This window comes from Corynebacterium lipophilum (assembly GCF_024102595.1).
Classification (GTDB): Bacteria; Actinomycetota; Actinomycetes; order Mycobacteriales; family Mycobacteriaceae; genus Corynebacterium; species Corynebacterium pseudogenitalium.
On record NZ_JAEUWV010000001.1, the window covers coordinates 334363 to 352013 of the forward strand.

Annotated in this window: 18 protein-coding genes; 9 read left to right on the forward strand and 9 right to left on the reverse strand. The window is 55.6% G+C overall.

Going from position 1 to position 17651, the window contains the following annotated elements:
- Nucleotides 1-6: 6 nt before the first annotated feature.
- The 3 genes from JMN37_RS01610 (at nt 7) to JMN37_RS01620 (ending at nt 2632) form a co-directional block, all read left to right on the forward strand.
- Nucleotides 7-399: a metal-sulfur cluster assembly factor gene (locus JMN37_RS01610; protein WP_070362441.1), complete on the forward strand. Its 393-nt coding sequence runs from the start codon at nt 7-9 to the stop codon at nt 397-399.
- A gap of 44 nt (nt 400-443) precedes the next feature.
- Nucleotides 444-2072, forward strand: a complete 1629-nt coding sequence (locus JMN37_RS01615; protein WP_070477088.1) for an ABC-F family ATP-binding cassette domain-containing protein — start codon at nt 444-446, stop codon at nt 2070-2072.
- Between the two features lie 317 nt (nt 2073-2389).
- Nucleotides 2390-2632 carry a PLDc N-terminal domain-containing protein gene (locus JMN37_RS01620; protein ID WP_070477090.1) on the forward strand — a complete coding sequence of 81 codons (243 nt, stop codon included), beginning with the start codon at nt 2390-2392 and terminating at the stop codon, nt 2630-2632.
- Here JMN37_RS01620 and JMN37_RS01625 read toward each other — a convergent pair.
- The 7 genes from JMN37_RS01625 to acnA all read right to left on the reverse strand — a co-directional run bounded on the left by JMN37_RS01625 (nt 2613) and on the right by acnA (nt 9863).
- On the reverse strand, nt 2613-3218 hold the full coding sequence (locus JMN37_RS01625; RefSeq protein ID WP_070477092.1) for a hypothetical protein: 606 nt from the start codon (nt 3216-3218) through the stop codon (nt 2613-2615). The two genes, JMN37_RS01620 and JMN37_RS01625, sit on opposite strands and share 20 nt — an antisense overlap.
- Nucleotides 3211-3909 (reverse strand): MerR family transcriptional regulator, encoded by a 699-nt coding sequence (locus tag JMN37_RS01630; RefSeq protein WP_071572614.1) that lies wholly within the window; start codon nt 3907-3909, stop codon nt 3211-3213. The genes JMN37_RS01625 and JMN37_RS01630 overlap by 8 nt, the downstream gene beginning before the upstream one ends.
- Before the next feature lie 49 nt (nt 3910-3958).
- Nucleotides 3959-5329 (reverse strand): PFL family protein, encoded by a 1371-nt coding sequence (locus JMN37_RS01635; RefSeq protein WP_071572615.1) that lies wholly within the window; start codon nt 5327-5329, stop codon nt 3959-3961.
- A gap of 12 nt (nt 5330-5341) precedes the next feature.
- On the reverse strand, nt 5342-5611 hold the full coding sequence (locus JMN37_RS01640) for an ACT domain-containing protein (RefSeq protein WP_070477096.1): 270 nt from the start codon (nt 5609-5611) through the stop codon (nt 5342-5344).
- Nucleotides 5612-5650: 39 nt separating this feature from the next.
- The gene (locus JMN37_RS01645) at nt 5651-6379 is read right to left on the reverse strand and encodes a glutamine amidotransferase-related protein (RefSeq protein WP_070362445.1); all 729 of its coding nucleotides are present in this window, start codon (nt 6377-6379) and stop codon (nt 5651-5653) included.
- Nucleotides 6380-6405: 26 nt separating this feature from the next.
- A complete protein-coding gene (locus JMN37_RS01650) occupies nt 6406-6969 on the reverse strand; it encodes a TetR/AcrR family transcriptional regulator (RefSeq protein ID WP_070362446.1) in 564 nt (187 codons plus the stop codon).
- A 113-nt stretch (nt 6970-7082) separates the two neighbouring features.
- Nucleotides 7083-9863, reverse strand: a complete 2781-nt coding sequence (gene acnA, locus JMN37_RS01655; protein WP_252930871.1) for an aconitate hydratase AcnA — start codon at nt 9861-9863, stop codon at nt 7083-7085.
- 288 nt (nt 9864-10151) lie between these two features.
- Between acnA and JMN37_RS01660 the strand changes: the two genes are divergently transcribed.
- The 3 genes from JMN37_RS01660 to JMN37_RS01670 all read left to right on the forward strand — a co-directional run bounded on the left by JMN37_RS01660 (nt 10152) and on the right by JMN37_RS01670 (nt 13804).
- Nucleotides 10152-10637, forward strand: a complete 486-nt coding sequence (locus JMN37_RS01660; RefSeq protein WP_252930872.1) for an Rv1476 family membrane protein — start codon at nt 10152-10154, stop codon at nt 10635-10637.
- A gap of 547 nt (nt 10638-11184) precedes the next feature.
- A complete protein-coding gene (locus tag JMN37_RS01665) occupies nt 11185-12732 on the forward strand; it encodes an NlpC/P60 family protein (protein WP_070977206.1) in 1548 nt (515 codons plus the stop codon).
- A gap of 19 nt (nt 12733-12751) precedes the next feature.
- Complete coding sequence (locus tag JMN37_RS01670; RefSeq protein ID WP_252930873.1) at nt 12752-13804, forward strand: ferrochelatase; 1053 nt, start codon at nt 12752-12754, stop codon at nt 13802-13804.
- On the opposite strand, the gene JMN37_RS01675 is transcribed toward JMN37_RS01670, so the two are convergent.
- A complete protein-coding gene (locus tag JMN37_RS01675; RefSeq protein WP_070362450.1) occupies nt 13794-14543 on the reverse strand; it encodes an Rv1486c family protein in 750 nt (249 codons plus the stop codon). The two genes, JMN37_RS01670 and JMN37_RS01675, sit on opposite strands and share 11 nt — an antisense overlap.
- A gap of 33 nt (nt 14544-14576) precedes the next feature.
- On the opposite strand from JMN37_RS01675, the gene JMN37_RS01680 reads away from it, so the two are divergent.
- The 3 genes from JMN37_RS01680 to JMN37_RS01690 are packed head-to-tail and all read left to right on the forward strand — an operon-like array spanning nt 14577 to nt 17085.
- Nucleotides 14577-15422, forward strand: a complete 846-nt coding sequence (locus tag JMN37_RS01680; RefSeq protein WP_252930874.1) for a DUF3097 domain-containing protein — start codon at nt 14577-14579, stop codon at nt 15420-15422.
- A gap of 26 nt (nt 15423-15448) precedes the next feature.
- Nucleotides 15449-15880, forward strand: a complete 432-nt coding sequence (locus tag JMN37_RS01685; protein ID WP_070977209.1) for an NfeD family protein — start codon at nt 15449-15451, stop codon at nt 15878-15880.
- Entirely contained in the window at nt 15880-17085 is a 1206-nt protein-coding gene (locus JMN37_RS01690) for an SPFH domain-containing protein (RefSeq protein WP_252930875.1), read from the forward strand. The genes JMN37_RS01685 and JMN37_RS01690 overlap by 1 nt, the downstream gene beginning before the upstream one ends.
- Here JMN37_RS01690 and JMN37_RS01695 read toward each other — a convergent pair.
- Entirely contained in the window at nt 17063-17611 is a 549-nt protein-coding gene (locus JMN37_RS01695) for a MarR family transcriptional regulator (protein WP_252930876.1), read from the reverse strand. The two genes, JMN37_RS01690 and JMN37_RS01695, sit on opposite strands and share 23 nt — an antisense overlap.
- Nucleotides 17612-17651 lie beyond the last annotated feature (40 nt).

Consider the following 17651-nt stretch of genomic DNA (forward strand, 5'->3'; position numbering starts at 1 on the left):
GAAAATATGGTGGATAACGATCACACTTCGAACCTTGGCGATGGCGACGAGCGGCCAGCACAGACCGAGGAACAGCTCAAAATCTGTGGTGAAGTAGAGGAGTACCTACACGACGTCATTGACCCCGAGTTGGGTATCAATGTTGTTGACCTTGGACTTGTCTATGACGTGTGGGTAGAAACTAACGATAATGTCCACCGAGCAGTCGTCAACATGACGTTGACTTCGCCGGCTTGCCCGCTTACCGATGTCATCGAAGAACAAGCTGATCACGCTATCACGACGAATACTGTGTGTGATGAAGTCGTCATCAATTGGGTGTGGATGCCACCATGGGGACCGCAGATGATTACGGAAGAAGGGCGCGAGCAGTTGCGTGCACTAGGTTTCGCTGTTTAGACCACGTTTTCGTCTACTCACGCGGCCTTGTAGAGTAACCCTTTGTGATTGTTACTAATGATCTCGAAGTCCGTGTAGGAGCCCGGACGCTTCTCGAAGCGCCTGGGCAGCATCTCCGTGTTCAACCTGGTGACAGAATCGGTCTCGTCGGCCGAAATGGTGCCGGGAAGACCACTACGATGCGAATCCTCGCAGGAGAAACAGAACCCTACGCGGGCACGGTTACTCGTACTGGCGAGATCGGATACCTGCCACAAGACTCCAAAGAAGGCAATATCGAGCAGAGTGCCCGAGATCGCGTTCTTTCGGCGCGAGGCCTTGATCAGATCCAACGCTCGATGGATCGGCAGCGTTCCATCATGGAAGAGTCAGATGGTGCGACCCGTGATAAAGCAATCGAGAAGTTTTCCCGGCTCGAAGAGCAGTACCACGCGCTAGGCGGTTACGAGGCGAACGCAGAGGCTGCGCAGATTTGTGACAACCTCGGGCTTCCAGCACGAGTGCTCGACCAACAGCTCAGTACCCTCAGCGGTGGTCAACGCCGTCGCGTGGAGTTGGCACAGATCCTTTTCGCCTCTCGGGCGGGTTCTGGAAAGTCCCAAACCACACTGCTTCTCGACGAGCCCACTAACCACCTCGACGCGGACTCTATTACATGGCTGCGTTCGTTCTTGAGCAAGCACGATGGTGGCTTGATCATGATTTCGCACGATGTTGAGTTGCTTGAGGCAGTATGCAATAAGATTTGGTTCCTTGATGCAGTGCGCGCTGAGGCTGATGTCTACAACATGGGCTTCAAGAAGTACCAGGATGCCAGGGCACTCGATGAAGCACGACGCCGCCGTGAACGCGCTAATGCGGAAAAGAAAGCTTCCGCACTGCAAAAACAGGCGGCCAAACTCGGAGCGAAGGCGACGAAGGCTGCAGCTGCTAAACAGATGCTTGCTCGCGCTGAGCGCATGATGGGTGAACTTGATGATATCCGTGTGGCGGATAAGTTCGCCTCCATTAAGTTCCCAGAGCCCGCCCCCTGTGGGAAGACCCCGCTCTACGGCAAGGGACTAACCAAGATGTACGGTTCTCTTGAGGTGTTTGCCGGCGTTGACCTGGCTGTAGACAAAGGCTCCCGCGTCGTAGTACTCGGCACCAACGGTGCTGGCAAAACTACGCTGTTGAAGCTACTCGCTGGCGTCGAACGTACTGATGGGGAAGGCGGTTTGGTCACCGGTCACGGACTTCGCATCGGCTACTTCGCGCAGGAGCATGACACCATCGACGGTGCCAAAACGGTGTGGGAAAACACGATCGAGGCATGCCCTGATGCCGGGCAGCAAGATTTACGCGGGCTGCTTGGCGCGTTCATGTTCTCGGGCGACAAGCTAGACCAACCGGCCGGAACGCTATCGGGTGGTGAGAAAACGAGGCTGGCATTGGCAACGCTTGTTTCCTCACGGGCGAATGTCCTTCTTCTTGACGAGCCGACGAACAACTTGGACCCGCAGTCCCGACAACAGGTGTTGGATGCACTGAAAACCTATTCCGGCGCTGTCGTCCTTGTCACGCATGACCCTGGAGCCGTCGAAGCGCTTGAGCCTGAGCGAGTGATTATCATGCCTGAAGGCGATGAAGATCTATGGAGCGACGAGTATATGGAGATCGTCGAATTGGCTTAAAACTACCTGCAAAATGTTAGTGGTCTTGTTGTCCACCAGCTACGAGATCGAGGACTAAAACGGAGATTCGAGTTACCAGATTACCGCTAATGCGCCCTCGATCGGCCGCAAAATATTTATGGACGAAGAATCGCCGACAATCAATCAGTGAGGCTGCTGGAGCACGTGATAACACCAGGCAGCTCGCTTATTGAGGCGCCGCCTGACTCCGAAAGCACTGTGGTTACGCTTGTCCTGACTAGCGTGTGACTCAACGGTGTGGTGATCGGCACACCGCGCAATAACGTACTGTTCTAACCGACGCGTAGACTGACCACATGGCCAACAACGAAAACCTGAAGTTCCTGCGTGACGCATGGAATAGCATGTCAACAGACCAAAAAACTATCGTAGGAGTGCTTGCGGCGATGGATACAGTCGGCAAAGCAGTTGCGCTGCGCGACCTCGCAAGGGCCGAAGACAGCAAATTGCGTGGCCCCAAGTGGCTGTGGACGCCGATCATCGGCGTGGTAAACACCTTTGGCTGGGTGTCTTACTTCCTTATCGGGAAGAAGCGCTAGATTCACGTGCACCCCCGGCGTAGTAACGGATTTGAGTCACTGGTTGCATCCGGGGTCGCTGCCAGGGGTAGCGATCACCGGCGACGTCGATCGCCTCGCTGAGATCTAGAAGCGTGTCGGTGCCACCTGCCCCGCCTACAGTGAGCGTCTCGCCGTCAATAGACACCTCGGACGCAAACGTTCGTTGGTGGTGTTTTTGCTTGATGAGCGAGGACGGGATTTCGGCAAACACTAGCTTGCCGCGGCGCAGTACTGTTACGTCATCGGCAACGTAGCTCGGCCGAATGCGTTCGCTGCCGATCAGCGAGGCGACGTACACAACGCCCCAGATGGACAGCAGCAGCGCAATTAACCGCACCGTGCTTTCGGGTAGGAGCAGGTGAACCACCACCATCTCAATGCACAAGACCGAAACCACGCTCACGAGCATCTGCAATCGCCCTGGCGGGTGGGGGAGGACCTCCGCATCCTCTGGCACGAGCCGGTGGCCGCGAATCCACCGCAGTAAATCGAGGTACAGTTCGAGCTCGTAGCGTGCAAGACGGAAGCCTGGATGCCTCTTCCACAGTGAGAGGACCTTATCCATCGAAGCCCTCCGCCAACGCCTGCAGCACGACTCGTTGCGCGCCACGGGTCGGCACATCGTGTACACCGAGTGGTACGTCACCAGGCTGGAGGGTAGAGAGAACGCCCCGGAGCAGCCCGTGGGGGAGGAGCTCGCGAAAGCGCGCGGCGGTTTCGGCTACGTTGCTGTCCCGCGGCCGCATTTCCCCCAGGTCGTCCCAGAGTTTCTCGGCGGCGCGGGCTGCCTTGACGCACTCCGGATCGTTGAGGTTTGTACGTAGCTGGTCCCACGTGGCGGCAGTGGTAACCCCGGTCAGCGCCATGAGATCCCACGCGTCCAGCTCGCGCTGGAGCGCCTGCGGGTCGGTGAATACTCCACCCAGTGCTTGGCGGATATCCTCCGGCGCGCCAGAAGGATTGGACGCAAGCCTGGCCAGCCTTTTTCGCTGCTGCTGCAGGTGGGCAATGCGGCTATCCAGCTGGTCTAGAGCATGCTCGACCACAAGCGCTGTGTCTTTTGCTGCGACGTCGGCGATGGGCACGCCGGCGTCGATAAGCGCACGAGCCCGGACCACAGCAGCGAGGTCGCTGATCGTGTACTCCCGGTAGTTGCTACTCGTGCGAGCGGGCTCTGCTACGGCTCCGCTTTGGTGCAGGTGGCGCACTGAACGTACGGAGCAACCTGCGGCCACGGCAACATCTGAAATCTTCACGCCTTCAAACCTAAACCCTCACACAATGTGAGGGTCAAGGAAAGCACGCCTAGTTCCTAAACCCGTGCACAGGTGCCGGAATGAAGCCGCCGCGCTGGATCATCTCCGCGCTGCTCTTCGTATTGACCGGGATGACCGGCGCGTAGCCGAGCAGGCCGCCGAAGTTTACCTCGTCACCTGGCTTGGTGTCGGGGACGGGGATGAGGCGCGCTGCGGTGGTCTTATGGTTCATGACGCCGATTGCAGCCTCATCAGCGATCATCCCCGCGATGGTCTCCGCGGAGGTGTCGCCAGGAATGGCGATCATGTCAAACCCGACAGAGCAGATCGACGTCATCGCTTCGAGCTTGTCCATACTGATGGATCCAGCGCGGACCGCATCAATCATGCCCTTATCTTCCGAAACCGGAATAAAGGATCCAGAAAGCCCTCCGACACGGGAGCATGCCATCATGCCGCCCTTTTTGACGGCGTCGTTAAGAAGCGCGAGCGCAGCCGTCGTGCCGTGCGTGCCGACCTGCTCTAGCCCCATGTGCTCGAGGATATGCGCAACGGAGTCACCAACCTCAGCAGTCGGCGCCAAGGAGAGATCGACGATGCCAAATGGCACTCCGAGACGTTCTGAAGCAAGGTTGCCAACCAGCTGGCCTGCGCGGGTGATCTTGAACGCAGCCTTCTTGATCTCTTCAGCTACCTCGTTCAAGCTGGCTTTTCCGAGCCGCTGGATCGCATTGTCGACGACACCAGGGCCTGATACACCAACTGAAACAACCGCGTCAGGCTCCTCAATGCCATGGAACGCTCCGGCCATAAATGGGTTATCACCCACAGCATTTGCGAACACAACAAGCTTTGCGCACGCAATCGAAGAACGGTCTTTGGTCAGCTCCGCTGCCTCTTTCACGACGCGCCCCATCTTCGCGACAGCATCCATGTTGATACCAGCACGGGAAGTAGCGATGTTCACCGAGCCACACACGTTCTCCGTGACGGTCAATGCCTCCGGAATGGACTCGATGAGACGCATATCAGAGGTGGTTGCCCCCTTTTCAACGAGCGCCGAGTAACCACCTACGAAGTTGACTCCCAGCTCACCCGCCGCTTTGTCAAGCGCTTTTGCAATGTCGACCGGATTGCCGTCCACCCCAGCTGCGACCAAAGCAATGGGAGAAACGGAGACTCGCTTGTTCACAATGGGAATACCGAGCTCGCGTTCAATGTCCTGGCAAACTTCTACCAGACGGGCTGCCTTCGTCGTCACTCTGTCGTAGACCGCCTGGCACGTTGCATCCATAGTGGGACGTGTACAACCGATGAGTGAGATTCCCATTGTTACAGTACGAATGTCCAGCCGGTAGTCCTCAATCATCTTGATGACGTCAAGAATGTGTTGGGACTTGAAATCAAAATCAACAGCCACAGCAACCCCTCCCTAGATTTCGTTCATGGCGGTGAAAAGGTCCTCGGACTGGATCCGAACAATGACCCCCAAAGATTCACCAGCTGCTGAAAGGTGAGTTTGCAGTAATTCCATGTTTACATCGCCTTCGGGAAGTTCCACACGCATGATCATGGTGAAGAAGTCATCCATGAGAGTTTGGGAAACATCTACGATATTGAGGTTTACCTCAGCCGCGGCGATCGCAACTCCTGCGATGATGCCTACACGGTCTTTACCTGTGGTTGTGATGATTGCATGCATAAGTAGGAATTCTAGCTACCAGAAACAAGTTGTTTCTACTCAACCCACGCAGTATTGCGTAAATGATTGTAAGATTCTGTTTGCCCACGAAACATCGTGAAGAGGCAGCCCCTTTACGATCTTGTCGTAGTCTTCCGGAGAGAAGTACCCATAGTTAGCGAAGAAGTCCATACGAGTCTGCATTGCTTTGGCATCCATCTCCGCATGAAATTGCGTCGCCCAAACATGATCACCGTACCGAATCATCTGAACCGGACAACTATTCCCAACTGCCAATATCTCAAGTGAGGGCGGGAGGGTGGACTCGTCAGGATTCTCGGTATGTCCGGTCAGCGCTGTGAAGTTCCCTGGGAACCCCTGAAGCAGTACGTCACGTTTACCGGCGTCTGAAAGCGAAACCTGTGTCGGGCCAGAGTCCTCTGGATGCGTGTGAACGATGTTTCCTCCGAGGTAGTGCACCAGCCAGCTCGTTCCGAAACAAACGAAGAACACGGGTTTTCCAGATTCCACAACCTCAGTGAGCACAGCATCTACATGCTGCGCCCACGCTGAGGTATGTGCATCTGAAACGTTTAAAGAACAACCTCCAACGATCACGCCTTCAACTGAATCCAGTGACTTCAGCTGGGCGTGCTCGTCAGAGATATGACAGAGCTCTATAGCTGTCTGATCCATCTTCGTCGCTTTGAGTACGTCGTTGTACTCGGCGTGAGCAACGTCAGCACCGATCTCACCATTTCGCAGCGACACCATAAGCAACTTAGACATGACGAACAGTCTATATCGCCCGGTAGCTAGCTAGAAACCGAAGATCGAACAGACTGCTCGACAACGTCTAGCATTGCTTCCAGCTGCTCTGGTGGCTCACCTGCGGCCAATTTGATTATGAACCCTTCCAGAACTGTCTCTAGATAGGTCTGCATTACTTCAATTGGCACATCTTGCCGCATCGCCGTATTCGATTCCAGCCGTTTCCGCACAGCCTCATCAAGTACTTCCTGGTGCTTCCTCCACCGAGCTTCAAATGCAGGATCTGTGCGGAGCTTTCGAACAATCTCAGAACGCGTCACGAACCAGTCATTTTCTTCCGGATGTTGCAAGAGGTCGTGCATAACTTCTACGAGCCCCTGTCGGCTAACTACCTCAGCTTGGCGTTCAGCGTCCTCGCTGGCGATGGCGAGAAACAACGTTTCCTTGTCTACGAAGTGATGAAAAATAGCACCACGCGTTTTGCCAGTGGCCTTTTCCAAACGAGCTACGGTAGCTCCTTCAAACCCATACTTGGCGAAGCATGCTCTCGACGCATCCAAGATTTCTTTGCGACGCCGCGCGAGCTCTGCATCACTAATGATCGGCATAGTCAGGCGCCCAACCTTTCGAGCTACTTAATAATTGCATTGGAGAAAAAGAAAGACTTAAGGGGTCACCACATACCGCGGAGACCCCTCAAGCGTGTTACGTAACTACGGTGTTAGTTCTTGACCATCTGGCGAAGAACGTACTGCAAAATACCGCCGTGACGGTAGTACTCAGCCTCACCTGGTGTATCTACGCGGACTACAGCGTCGAATTCTACGGTCTCGCCGGAATCCTTCGTTGCGGATACACGGACGGTCTCAGGGATCGTTCCGTTCTCATTGAACGCTGTGATGCCGCTAATGGAGATCGTCTCTGTGCCGTCGAGCCCGAGCGATGCGTGAGACTTTCCTTCTGGGAACTGCAGTGGAAGCACGCCCATGCCGATGAGGTTCGAACGGTGAATACGCTCGAAGGACTCAGCGATGACAGCGCGGACGCCGAGCAGCTTCGTGCCCTTTGCAGCCCAGTCGCGGGAAGAACCAGTGCCGTATTCCTTGCCTGCCAGGACGACAAGCGGAATACCAGCGGCCTGGTAGTTCTGTGCAGCATCGTAGATGAATGCCTGCGGTGCACCTTCCTGGGTGAAGTCGCGAGTGTAGCCACCAGCGTCTTCAACAAGCTCGTTGCGGAGACGGATGTTGGCAAAGGTACCGCGAACCATGACCTCGTGGTTACCACGACGTGAGCCGAAGGAGTTGTAGTCCTGGCGCTTGACGCCGTTTGCATCGAGGTAGTTTGCTGCCGGCGTACCTGGCTTGATGGACGAAGCAGGGGAGATGTGGTCCGTCGTTACAGAGTCACCCAACTTAGCAAGGACGCGAGCACCATCGATGTCCGAAACATCGTTTGGCTCAGCCGGCATTCCGTCAAAGTACGGGGCCTTGCGGATGTACGTGGAATCGTCGTTCCACTCGAATGTCTTGCCAGTTGGGATATCCAGATCCTGCCACTGCTTGTCGCCCTTGAAGACGTCGGCGTAGTCAGCCTCGTACATCTCACGGGAAATTGTGCCAGCAATGGTGGATTCAATCTCCTCAGTTGATGGCCATACATCCTTCAGGAAGACGTCGTTGCCATCCTGGTCCTGGCCAAGTGGCTGAGTCTCGAAATCGAAGTCCATCGTGCCAGCGATGGAGTAGGCGATGACGAGCAGAGGCGAAGCCAAGTAGTTCATCTTGACGTCAGGAGAAATGCGGCCCTCGAAGTTACGGTTACCAGACAGGACTGCGGTCGCGGTCAGGTCGTATTCGTTGATAGCGTCGGAGACCTCTGTTGGCAGAGGACCAGAGTTACCGATGCAGGATGCACAGCCGAAGCCGGTGAGGTAGAAGCCCACAGCCTCGAGGTCCTTCCAGAGATCGGCGCGTTCGTAGTAGCCGTCGACAACCTGGGAACCCGGTGCCATGATTGTCTTAACCCATGGCTTCGCCTTCAGACCCTTTTCCGCAGCCTTGCGTGCGAGCAGAGCAGCGCCAACCATGACCGATGGGTTGGAAGTGTTGGTGCAGGAAGTAATAGCTGCAATCGCAACCATGCCGTGATCCAGGGTGTACTCGCCACCCTGCGGCGACTCAACGATAACGGGCTTCGAAGCACGACCCTCTGTGCCGACTGCTGCAGATTCTCCATTTGCAGGCCAGGACTGATTGAAGTCAACTGTCTCAACCTTCGCCGCACGAACTGGCTCAAAGGTCTCGTTGCCAGCATCGTTGTAGTCCGGCAGCTGCTTACGGAAGGTGTCCTTGGATTCGGACAGGAGGATGCGGTCCTGCGGACGCTTCGGGCCAGCGATTGACGGAACGACCGTTGAGAGATCAAGCTCCAAGTATTCGGAGTACTTCGCCTCTGGAGCGTCCTGCTCAAGCCACATGCCCTGAGCCTTCGCGTATGCCTCCACACGGTCGATGTCCTCCTGGGAACGACCGGTAAGGTGCAGGTAGTTGATGGTCTCTTCATCGATTGGGAAGATCGCACAGGTGGAGCCGAACTCAGGCGACATGTTGCCGATCGTCGCACGGTTTGCAAGCGGGATCTGCTTTACACCATTGCCGTAGAACTCGACGAACTTCTGAACCACGCCGTGCTCGCGCAGCATCTCGGTAATCGTCAACACAACATCGGTAGCGGTGACGCCGGCAGGAATCTCACCGGTGAGCTTGAATCCGACAACGCGTGGGATCAACATCGAAACTGGCTGGCCAAGCATTGCAGCCTCAGCCTCAATACCGCCAACGCCCCAGCCCAGGATGCCAAGGCCATTTTCCATGGTGGTGTGGGAGTCGGTACCAATACAGGTGTCTGGGTATGCAACGCCATCGTTATCGAATACAACACGGGAGAGGTACTCAATGTTGACCTGGTGAACGATACCGGTCCCCGGTGGCACAACGCGGAAGTTCGAGAAGTTCTCAGCGCCCCAACGCAGGAACTGGTAGCGCTCCTCGTTGCGTTGGTACTCGATTGCGACGTTCTTGTCGAGAGCGTTGGTGGAACCGAACGCCTCGATGATCACAGAGTGGTCGATGACCATCTCGGCTGGGTTCAGCGGGTTGACCTGATCAGGATCACCGCCGAGTGTGGAAACTGCCTCACGCATGGTGGCCAGGTCCACGACACAAGGAACACCAGTAAAGTCCTGCATAAGGACGCGGGCAGGGGTGAACTGAATTTCTACAGATGGCTCGGCATCTGGATCCCAGTTCGCGATAGCCTCGATGTGTTTCTTGGTCACGTTCTTGCCGTCCTCAGTGCGGAGGAGGTTTTCACCAAGAACCTTGAGGGAGTATGGAAGTTTCTCCATGCCTTCAACCGCATCAAGTGCGAAGTAGTCATAAGACTTCTCGCCGACCTGAAGCGACTTCTTGGCGTTAAAGGAGTTCTTGCTTTCGGTCACAGTAAGCTCCGTTTCTCGTCGTAAACCAGATAAATTGGAACAAGGTCCAAACGGTCAACCTCAAAGATATGCGATTAACCGCCTATGCGTAGCAATGATAACAGTACGGATGTAATGTTTGTTGTCCAACAGGGAAGATTTGAGAAAAAATGGAGCTAAACCCCCCATTTGGGGCACAACCCAACAATCTCCGCAGTTAAGGCGAACTGTACGGGGGAGTACAAGGTGATTATCGCCATACAGGATAGAATGAGGGGCCCATCGACCACAGAGGAATGTAGCCGCGACATGCAATACCAAAATCCAGATCCACGATTCGATAGCCTTGTAGATCAGCTCAATATTGACGGTATCGCATTCGAGACTGCCAATGAAGGCACCGGCAGCCTGGAACAGTCACTATCTTCCACCTTGTCGAGCGCGCATGATCATTCTGGCCTTAATGTGGGGCTCGTTTTTCTCGACTCGACGCCTCCCCGCATTCCTGAGTTAAGAGATCTGGCGCAAGACCTCAATCTTGCCACCGGAATCGAAACTATCTATATCCGAACGCCCGATGTCGCCATTGCTACATCAGAAAAGTTTCCACGTTCCTCAATCGAGGCTGGCCAGCTCGCCTCTGTACGGGCCTCAAGCTACGAAGATGGGGTGGCGCAGTTTCTGCAAGAGGCATCCTCTAGGCAGCTTGATTGGATTTCGGTATTGATTGCGGTTGCAGTAGTCCTCATCGTCACGTGTGGAGCCACCGCTATCCAGAATTGGCGTCAGGCGTAGAGCCTTGACGTTTCGATTGGCGACTTTTAAGTGACAATAATCACACTGCTACTTTTGTGCCCACATAATCCGAGGTTAGAGCTCTCGTCGTCAAGTGAAAATCCTTAACTTCTGTTACTGAAGATAAAGTTTGTGTAACAAATCAGTTAAGTGTCGTATGGTTTGTTTGTTGCCTCATGAGCTGAGGTGTGTTGCAAACGTGCCAGAGCTTTCCTCTAGTCAAGGAAGTTGCACTGACTTTTGACACGTGTGGTCCAGTCAAACCACGTCTATGTTTGCGTCGTACACAACCGTGAGGCTGTTTTCAGTAGTCGATTTAACAGAGCCGTACTCGTCTCAGCACGCGGAGTCTTCACAGGTCGGGTTTGCCTGACAGCGAGCTAGTCACTCGCTTGCTTTCCCGGCGTGAGACTTTGCATGAGTTGATGTTGGGTGCGGCGTGAGGAGCACCTTCGTGGTTACCCCGTCGAAGAGCACGCGAACGCGTGCTCGCCAGGTTTGGTCCAGCACCCTTGCTTGTTCAACCAGTTTCGCGTTGGCTTTTTCATTGAGCTCTCCTGTGGGCCCTGCTGTTGCTGCTCCCGCAGCGCAGTCAACTGCGTCTGCTCTAGTAGCCAAGCTTTCAGCATCGCAAGCTGAGATCGCCGAACTAGACCTGAAAATTGGTCAACTACGGGAAGCGGCAAATCGTGCTTTTGTAGACCTCCATGATGCTCAGTCTCGTTCTGAGCAGGCACGCCGCGGTGCTGAGGAGGCGAAGCGTCGTCTGGAGGAATCGCAGGCGGCAGTTGAGAAAGCTCGTGCTGAGCTATCCGCAGTGACTCGGTCGCAGTATCGCAACTCCGCTGGTGGAAGCCCGATTCAGGCACTCGGTGGAGAGCAATCGCAAAAGGATGTACTTGACCGTTCACTCTTTCTCCGTCAACGAAGCGAGGAAAAACAGCAAAAGCTCGCCGAAGTTGAGCAAGCACGCCTCGAGGCTGCGAACGATGAATCTCTGCAGCGCCAGGCCAGTGAAGTTGCGCAGCAGGCTGCGGACGAAGCTGCGGCCGCAGAATCCGCTACGCGTGATGAGCTTGCCTCTCTGTCTTCACAACTAGACGATGTCATTGAGCAGCGCGAGGCTGCATCTGCGGAGTTGAACAGCATCGAGAGCGACGTCGCGCAGGAACGTGGCATCTCAAATAGCCCTGCGCCGCAGTCAGCTGAGGTTCAGGAGACTCCAGCTGAAACGTATGAGGTTTCGCCTGAGCTTCTTGACGCCGTCGAAGAACGAATGAACGAAATTGCCCCCGGAGCTGAGGTTCCAAATGAACAAGCACTAGTACAAGCCGTGAATACGGCGCAGCGTACGGGTGGATATGTGGAGGTCTCCAACCAGGCAGATACGCCGCGGCTCGAGTACTCCGAGGGGAGCGATGTCACTGACTTGCTGACCCAAGCGGCAACCATCGTCGCTTCTGAAGCCCTCGTTGGTTCCTCTCAGCCTGATCACAGCGAAACAGCGAACCCCTATGGAGGCTCGAGCACAAGTGACGTCATTGCTGCTTTCGCACAGGGGCTAAATAGTGTTCTGGCTGCTGATTCCTCCGCTGGTCAGCCTGACTCTGCTACTTCCGATCTGTCGCAGGTCGTTCCTGCAGTTGGCACTTTCGAGTCGATTACGAATGAAGTTCGGTCTGCCTTAGCACCGTCGGCAAATTCCTCGTCTGTAGAGACAGTAATCGCACGTGCCGAAGCGATGATCGGTACGCCGTATGTTTGGGGCGGTGGTGACGCGAATGGTCCAACCGTGGGTGTGAATGGCGGGAGCATGTCTGGATTCGATTGCTCTGGGCTTGTACTCTACGCCTTTGCTGGCGTAGGAATTTCGCTGCCGCACTACACGGGCTACCAGTACCAGCGAGGAACTCCAGTTGCGCCGAGTGAAGCACAACGTGGCGATCTCTTGTTCTGGGGCCCTGGCGGCAGTCAGCACGTGGCAATTTACCTCGGCGACGGCATGATGATCGAGGCTCCCCAAGCTGGCCAGAATGTTCAGATTGCTCCAGTTCGTTGGTCTGGTATGTCAGCGAATGCAGTCCGTCTGCTTTAGTTCATTAGAATCATTCCCCATGGCATTCAAAAATTTCGATGCGTTGCTCGTGCTCTCTTTCGGTGGACCAGAAGGGGAGGACGAAGTAATTCCATTCCTCGAAAATGTCACACGCGGCAGGGGCATCCCGAAAGAGCGGTTGAAAGTAGTTGGTGAGCACTATTTCCACTTCGGTGGAGTGAGCCCAATTAATGGCCAAAATCTAGAAATCATCGAGCAGCTTCGTGCCGAGCTGAGTAGGCGGGGGCATAATCTTCCGGTCTATTTCGGAAATCGGAATTGGCATCCTTTCGCAGAAGATACCGCACGCGAAATCTCAGAAGCTGGGCATCGGAACATCCTCGTTTTCGCTACGAGCGCTTGGGGCGGTTACTCCGCTTGCCGTCAGTATGATGAGGATATTGCTCGGTTGCACCAGGCACACCCTGAGCTGCATTTCACAAAACTGTGGCAGTTCTACGGGCACCCAACGTTTGTCCGGCTCATGGGTGATTCGTTGAAGCAAGCAATGGAGTCACTTGATGACAAGGCTTTGCGAACGACCCGGACCCTCTTCTCGGCGCACTCAATTCCCACAGCTGCAGATGCCGCCGCTGGCGGCCACGAGGACGCACATCTTTACTCGCGACAGGTCCTTGAGGCTTCGCGCCTCGTCGCAGAGCATGCAGGAGTAGAGACTTACGAAAACGTTTGGCAATCGCGTTCCGGCAACCCGCAGACTCCGTGGCTAGAGCCCGATATTATCGACCGCGTCAAGGAGCTCCATCAACAGGGAGTCACTCACATCGTTTGCGTGCCGATCGGGTTCTTGACTGACCATATGGAGGTTGTGTGGGATCTCGATACCGAATTGAAGGCTGAGTGCGACAAGCTCGGCGTTGAATTCACCAGGGTCCCGACTATCGGTCTCGAGCCGCGGTTCGCATCGATGATCGTTGACATTGCAGAATGCATTAGCCGCGGCACGACGCCTCCTACGCTGTCCACGATTTCGGTGCAGGGCTGCACCGAAAATGGTGTTCCTTGCCACACTGATTGCTGCGCTCCGATTCGTCCGCGCGTTACCGAGTAGCCCGAAAATCGCGAACGGCTTCCGCAACGCCTGCTGTTCGCGCTCTTCGGATGCTCCTTCCCAATACGAGCAAGTGCTGATCAAAAGAGTGATCTCCCAGCCGATCTGTCACCGTCTCAACGATCGCCGAGACTCTATCCGCGCGCGCAAAAATCTGAGCTGCCCTTGGCGTGGTGGCAATTGGCAATCCTGGGGTGTCATAGAAATCGGTGATATGGCCGACCGTCAGTCGGGGTGAGGACAGCGTTTCGTTGGGCTGGGCGACGGCCTCAATCATCATCGCAGCTTGATCTGTTGCGCTTCTCAGCATTTGGTCGGCCTCACCAGGAGATAGCCAGTCTGGTTCGGGTGGGCGTCGATAATCCTCGAACCAACGCCAGTGCACGCCGTCTGTTTCGAAGCTCGGAATGAGAATGTGATAGAGCCCTTCTGCCCCGATGATGATCAAGGCTCCTGCATCCGTCATTGCTTCCGCCGCTGCTGTATGAGCCCACAGAGCAGGAGTGTCGCCCGCTCCACCTAGGACTAGCCGCACGACCGGCTCGCGGGACTCAAGATTAGCTACCCTGCGAATTTCGGTGAGCAATTCTACGCCCCCACCGGTGCCATAATGGTGGCCTCCACCGAGCTCGTCAAGTGCTGCGAGCGTTTCGTCTGTCGACGTCACGTGATACAACCACGCTGCGATCCACACCGCAGTGTTTTGCAGTGGCGAGTAAACATGCGCGCGAAGATTCATTCGTCTGATGGTAACCGATAGACTAGTGCCACTATGACACCGGATAATCGTTACAGCGGAGATATTTTCCAAGGGCATTCGCGCAACAAGAAGCCCAAGTATCCCAGCATCCCCGCAGAGCCAGGCATCATCGTCGAGATTGTGGGCGACGAATTCGTGGGAGCCGTAGTTGGTTTTGAGCGTACATACGACGGTGATTTCGTTCGTCTCGAGGACAGGCACGGACAACAACGCCTTTTTAAGATGCTTCCCGGAGCCTTCGAAGTAGAGGGACAGCGAGTCTCCTTACACCGCTATGTCGCTCCGCAGCAGGAATCGAGCACCCGCTCAAACTCCGGTTCACGAAAAGTAGTTAACGCGAAAGCGAAAGTTGCGCAGCCAAGCCGAATTTGGGTGGAAGGTATTCACGACGCCGCTATCGTACAGAAGGTATGGGGGCACGACCTCAAAGTCGAAGGTGTCGTCGTTGAGTATCTTGAGGGGCTTGACAACTTGAGCGACAGGCTGGAGGAGTTCCACCCGGGACCGGGGCGACGCATCGGTGTGCTTGCTGACCACCTCATCGACGGCACAAAAGAGTCCCGCCTCGTCGAGGGGGTAGGCCCACACGTACTTGTCACAGGCCACCCATACATCGACATTTGGGAAGCCGTAAAGCCGGAACGAGTTGGGTTGAAGAACTGGCCAAAGGTGCCTTACGGAGAGGATTGGAAGACAGGGGTTTGCCAACGTGCCGGGTGGGGCAGCCCGAAGGATGGCTGGCGGCGTGTCTACGATGCTGTCGAGACATACCGAGATCTTGATTCCACCCTTATCGGCGCAGTTGAGCGACTCGTGGATTTTGTCACCAATCCGCAGCTTAAGAAATCCGACTGCTGACCGAATCGTTTTTGTATAGTGAAGCCGTGGGTAGTCTTATTTGGCTAGGCATTGCCGTAGCATTCGCAGTTGCTGAACTCGCCGTAGGGGAGTTCACGTTCCTCATGATTGCAGCAGGGGCGCTTACTACGTCTGCTATTGCGCTTGCCGGGGTGCCTTTGGGGGTTGAAATCGGGGCGTTTGTAGTTGCTTCGGCCGGTTTCTGGTTCCTCCTCCGGCCTTACTTGCACAGGCGCTTGCGCCGCCCATCTGCGGTGGGGGAGCTTGGCCAATCACTCATTGGCGCGAGTGCACAAGTGGTTGAGGAGATCACGCCGAGCAGCGGTCAGATTCAACTGGACGGATCGCTTTGGTCCGCGAGAGCAATTGATCCAAGCCACACCATTAAGTCTGGTTCCACAGTCATCGTTTCAGATATTGACGGTCCAATCGCTGTCGTATGGAAGGAGTCGCCATAATGGCCTTGGTAATACTGGGGCTGCTGCTCATCTTGGTAATCGCGGTGCTGCTCGCATCTGTGAAGCTAATCCCGCAAGGTGAGTCAGCAGTTATTGAACGTCTGGGGTCCTATACACGGACCGTTTCCGGTGGGCTAACACTACTGGTGCCGTTTATTGATCGTGTTAGAGCGCGCGTTGATACGCGCGAGAGGGTCGTTTCGTTTCCTCCGCAGGCAGTAATTACGCAGGACAACCTCACCGTCGCAATTGATATTGTGGTGACGTTTCAGATTAACGATCCGGCAAAGGCTATTTACGGCGTCGATAATTATTTGGTAGGTGTTGAGCAAATATCCGTCGCGACGTTGCGTGATGTCGTCGGCGGGATGACACTTGAGGAAACGCTGACCTCGAGAGAAACTATTAACAGGCGCCTGAGGGGTGAGCTTGACGCTGCTACCGCCAAGTGGGGACTGCGTATTAGCCGCGTTGAGCTGAAAGCGATTGATCCGCCACCATCGATTCAGCAATCGATGGAAATGCAGATGAAAGCCGACCGCGAAAAGCGCGCCATGATTCTTACCGCTGAAGGTAAGCGCGAGTCGGACATCAAAACTGCCGAAGGTGAGAAGCAGGCGCGAATCCTCTCTGCTGAAGGCGAGAAGCACGCCGCTATTCTCGCGGCTGAAGCTGAGCGCCAGGCGATGATTCTACGCGCGGAAGGCGAGCGTGCGGCGAAATATCTTGAGTCGCAAGGTGAAGCGCGAGCCATTCAGAAAGTCAACGCGGCGATCAAGTCCTCAGAGGTGACGCCGGAGATGCTTGCGTACCAGTACCTGGAGAAGCTGCCTAAGATCGCGGCCAATGAAGCATCAACGATGTGGATGATTCCGAACAGCTTTGGCGATTCTTTGGAGCAGTTCGCCAAGGCGTTTGCTGGCAAGGACAGCGACGGAGTGTTCCGCTACGAACCCCAGCGTGCAGATTCACAAACGCGCGCTATGGCCGGCGAAGACGACAGCACGGACCAGTGGTTTGATACCTCCACTGATCCTGAACTTGCTCGGGCACTTGCAGAGGCGCGTGCCGTCGCGAACAAGCACGTCGACGACCCGGATCCGACAAGCGCATTCGACGAAGGCTCTACCCCGACCGAAACGCCGCAAGTTGCCCAAAAGGGCGAACACCGGGCAATTGAATCTAATGACTCGCCCGACGCATAAGGTGTAGCGCGAGTTTCCAGCCAGCCTGCTCGGCCTGCCACCCGGCGGCCTGCAGGCGCTGGCTCATTGCCTGTTTAGAAATGCCTAGTTGCGCTGCGGCTTCATTTTGGTTGAGCCCAGAGCGCACGAGCGATGTGGCTTCGCGGCCTTCAAACGTTCGCTTATGCAGAATGTGCGCCAGCAGGGCAAACGTCGCTGAGATATCTTCTGCCTCGGTATCAGGCGCATGAGCATCCGTGATAACTTTCACTTGCGCTGCACGTGTGCCGACAGCCTCAGTGGCGGCAAACTCTGCTCGTCGCCTGCGCGTGATTCCCAGGCCGACAGCCCAATTACCATCTGACAGCAGCGCCATAATGAGGTTAAGTGCTGTCTCCGGCCCATCCACTGTTGCGCGGATATCCTCAACGCCAATGACTTCGAACGGCGAAACACCCGGAAGCGTCGAGAGCGCGTGAGCCGAGGACTCGACGAACGCGGCGCGACCTTTTTCGCGACCACGGTAACGTGCATGCACAGCAATCATGCGTACATACTAGCGTGCTTCAAGAAAGTACACGCTCGAG

What these genes read in the sequence shown, in the direction of transcription:
- JMN37_RS01695 (WP_252930876.1), bottom strand. Translation starts at nt 17,611, where the DNA reads ATGATTGCTGTGCATGCACGTTACCGTGGTCGCGAAAAAGGTCGCGCC.
- JMN37_RS01675 (WP_070362450.1), bottom strand. Translation starts at nt 14,543, where the DNA reads ATGAATCTTCGCGCGCATGTTTACTCGCCACTGCAAAACACTGCGGTG.
- JMN37_RS01625 (WP_070477092.1), bottom strand. Translation starts at nt 3,218, where the DNA reads ATGGATAAGGTCCTCTCACTGTGGAAGAGGCATCCAGGCTTCCGTCTT.
- JMN37_RS01690 (WP_252930875.1), top strand. Translation starts at nt 15,880, where the DNA reads ATGGCCTTGGTAATACTGGGGCTGCTGCTCATCTTGGTAATCGCGGTG.
- JMN37_RS01640 (WP_070477096.1), bottom strand. Translation starts at nt 5,611, where the DNA reads ATGCATGCAATCATCACAACCACAGGTAAAGACCGTGTAGGCATCATC.
- JMN37_RS01610 (WP_070362441.1), top strand. Translation starts at nt 7, where the DNA reads ATGGTGGATAACGATCACACTTCGAACCTTGGCGATGGCGACGAGCGG.
- JMN37_RS01680 (WP_252930874.1), top strand. Translation starts at nt 14,577, where the DNA reads ATGACACCGGATAATCGTTACAGCGGAGATATTTTCCAAGGGCATTCG.
- JMN37_RS01660 (WP_252930872.1), top strand. Translation starts at nt 10,152, where the DNA reads ATGCAATACCAAAATCCAGATCCACGATTCGATAGCCTTGTAGATCAG.
- JMN37_RS01650 (WP_070362446.1), bottom strand. Translation starts at nt 6,969, where the DNA reads ATGCCGATCATTAGTGATGCAGAGCTCGCGCGGCGTCGCAAAGAAATC.
- JMN37_RS01620 (WP_070477090.1), top strand. Translation starts at nt 2,390, where the DNA reads ATGGCCAACAACGAAAACCTGAAGTTCCTGCGTGACGCATGGAATAGC.
- JMN37_RS01645 (WP_070362445.1), bottom strand. Translation starts at nt 6,379, where the DNA reads ATGTCTAAGTTGCTTATGGTGTCGCTGCGAAATGGTGAGATCGGTGCT.
- JMN37_RS01670 (WP_252930873.1), top strand. Translation starts at nt 12,752, where the DNA reads ATGGCATTCAAAAATTTCGATGCGTTGCTCGTGCTCTCTTTCGGTGGA.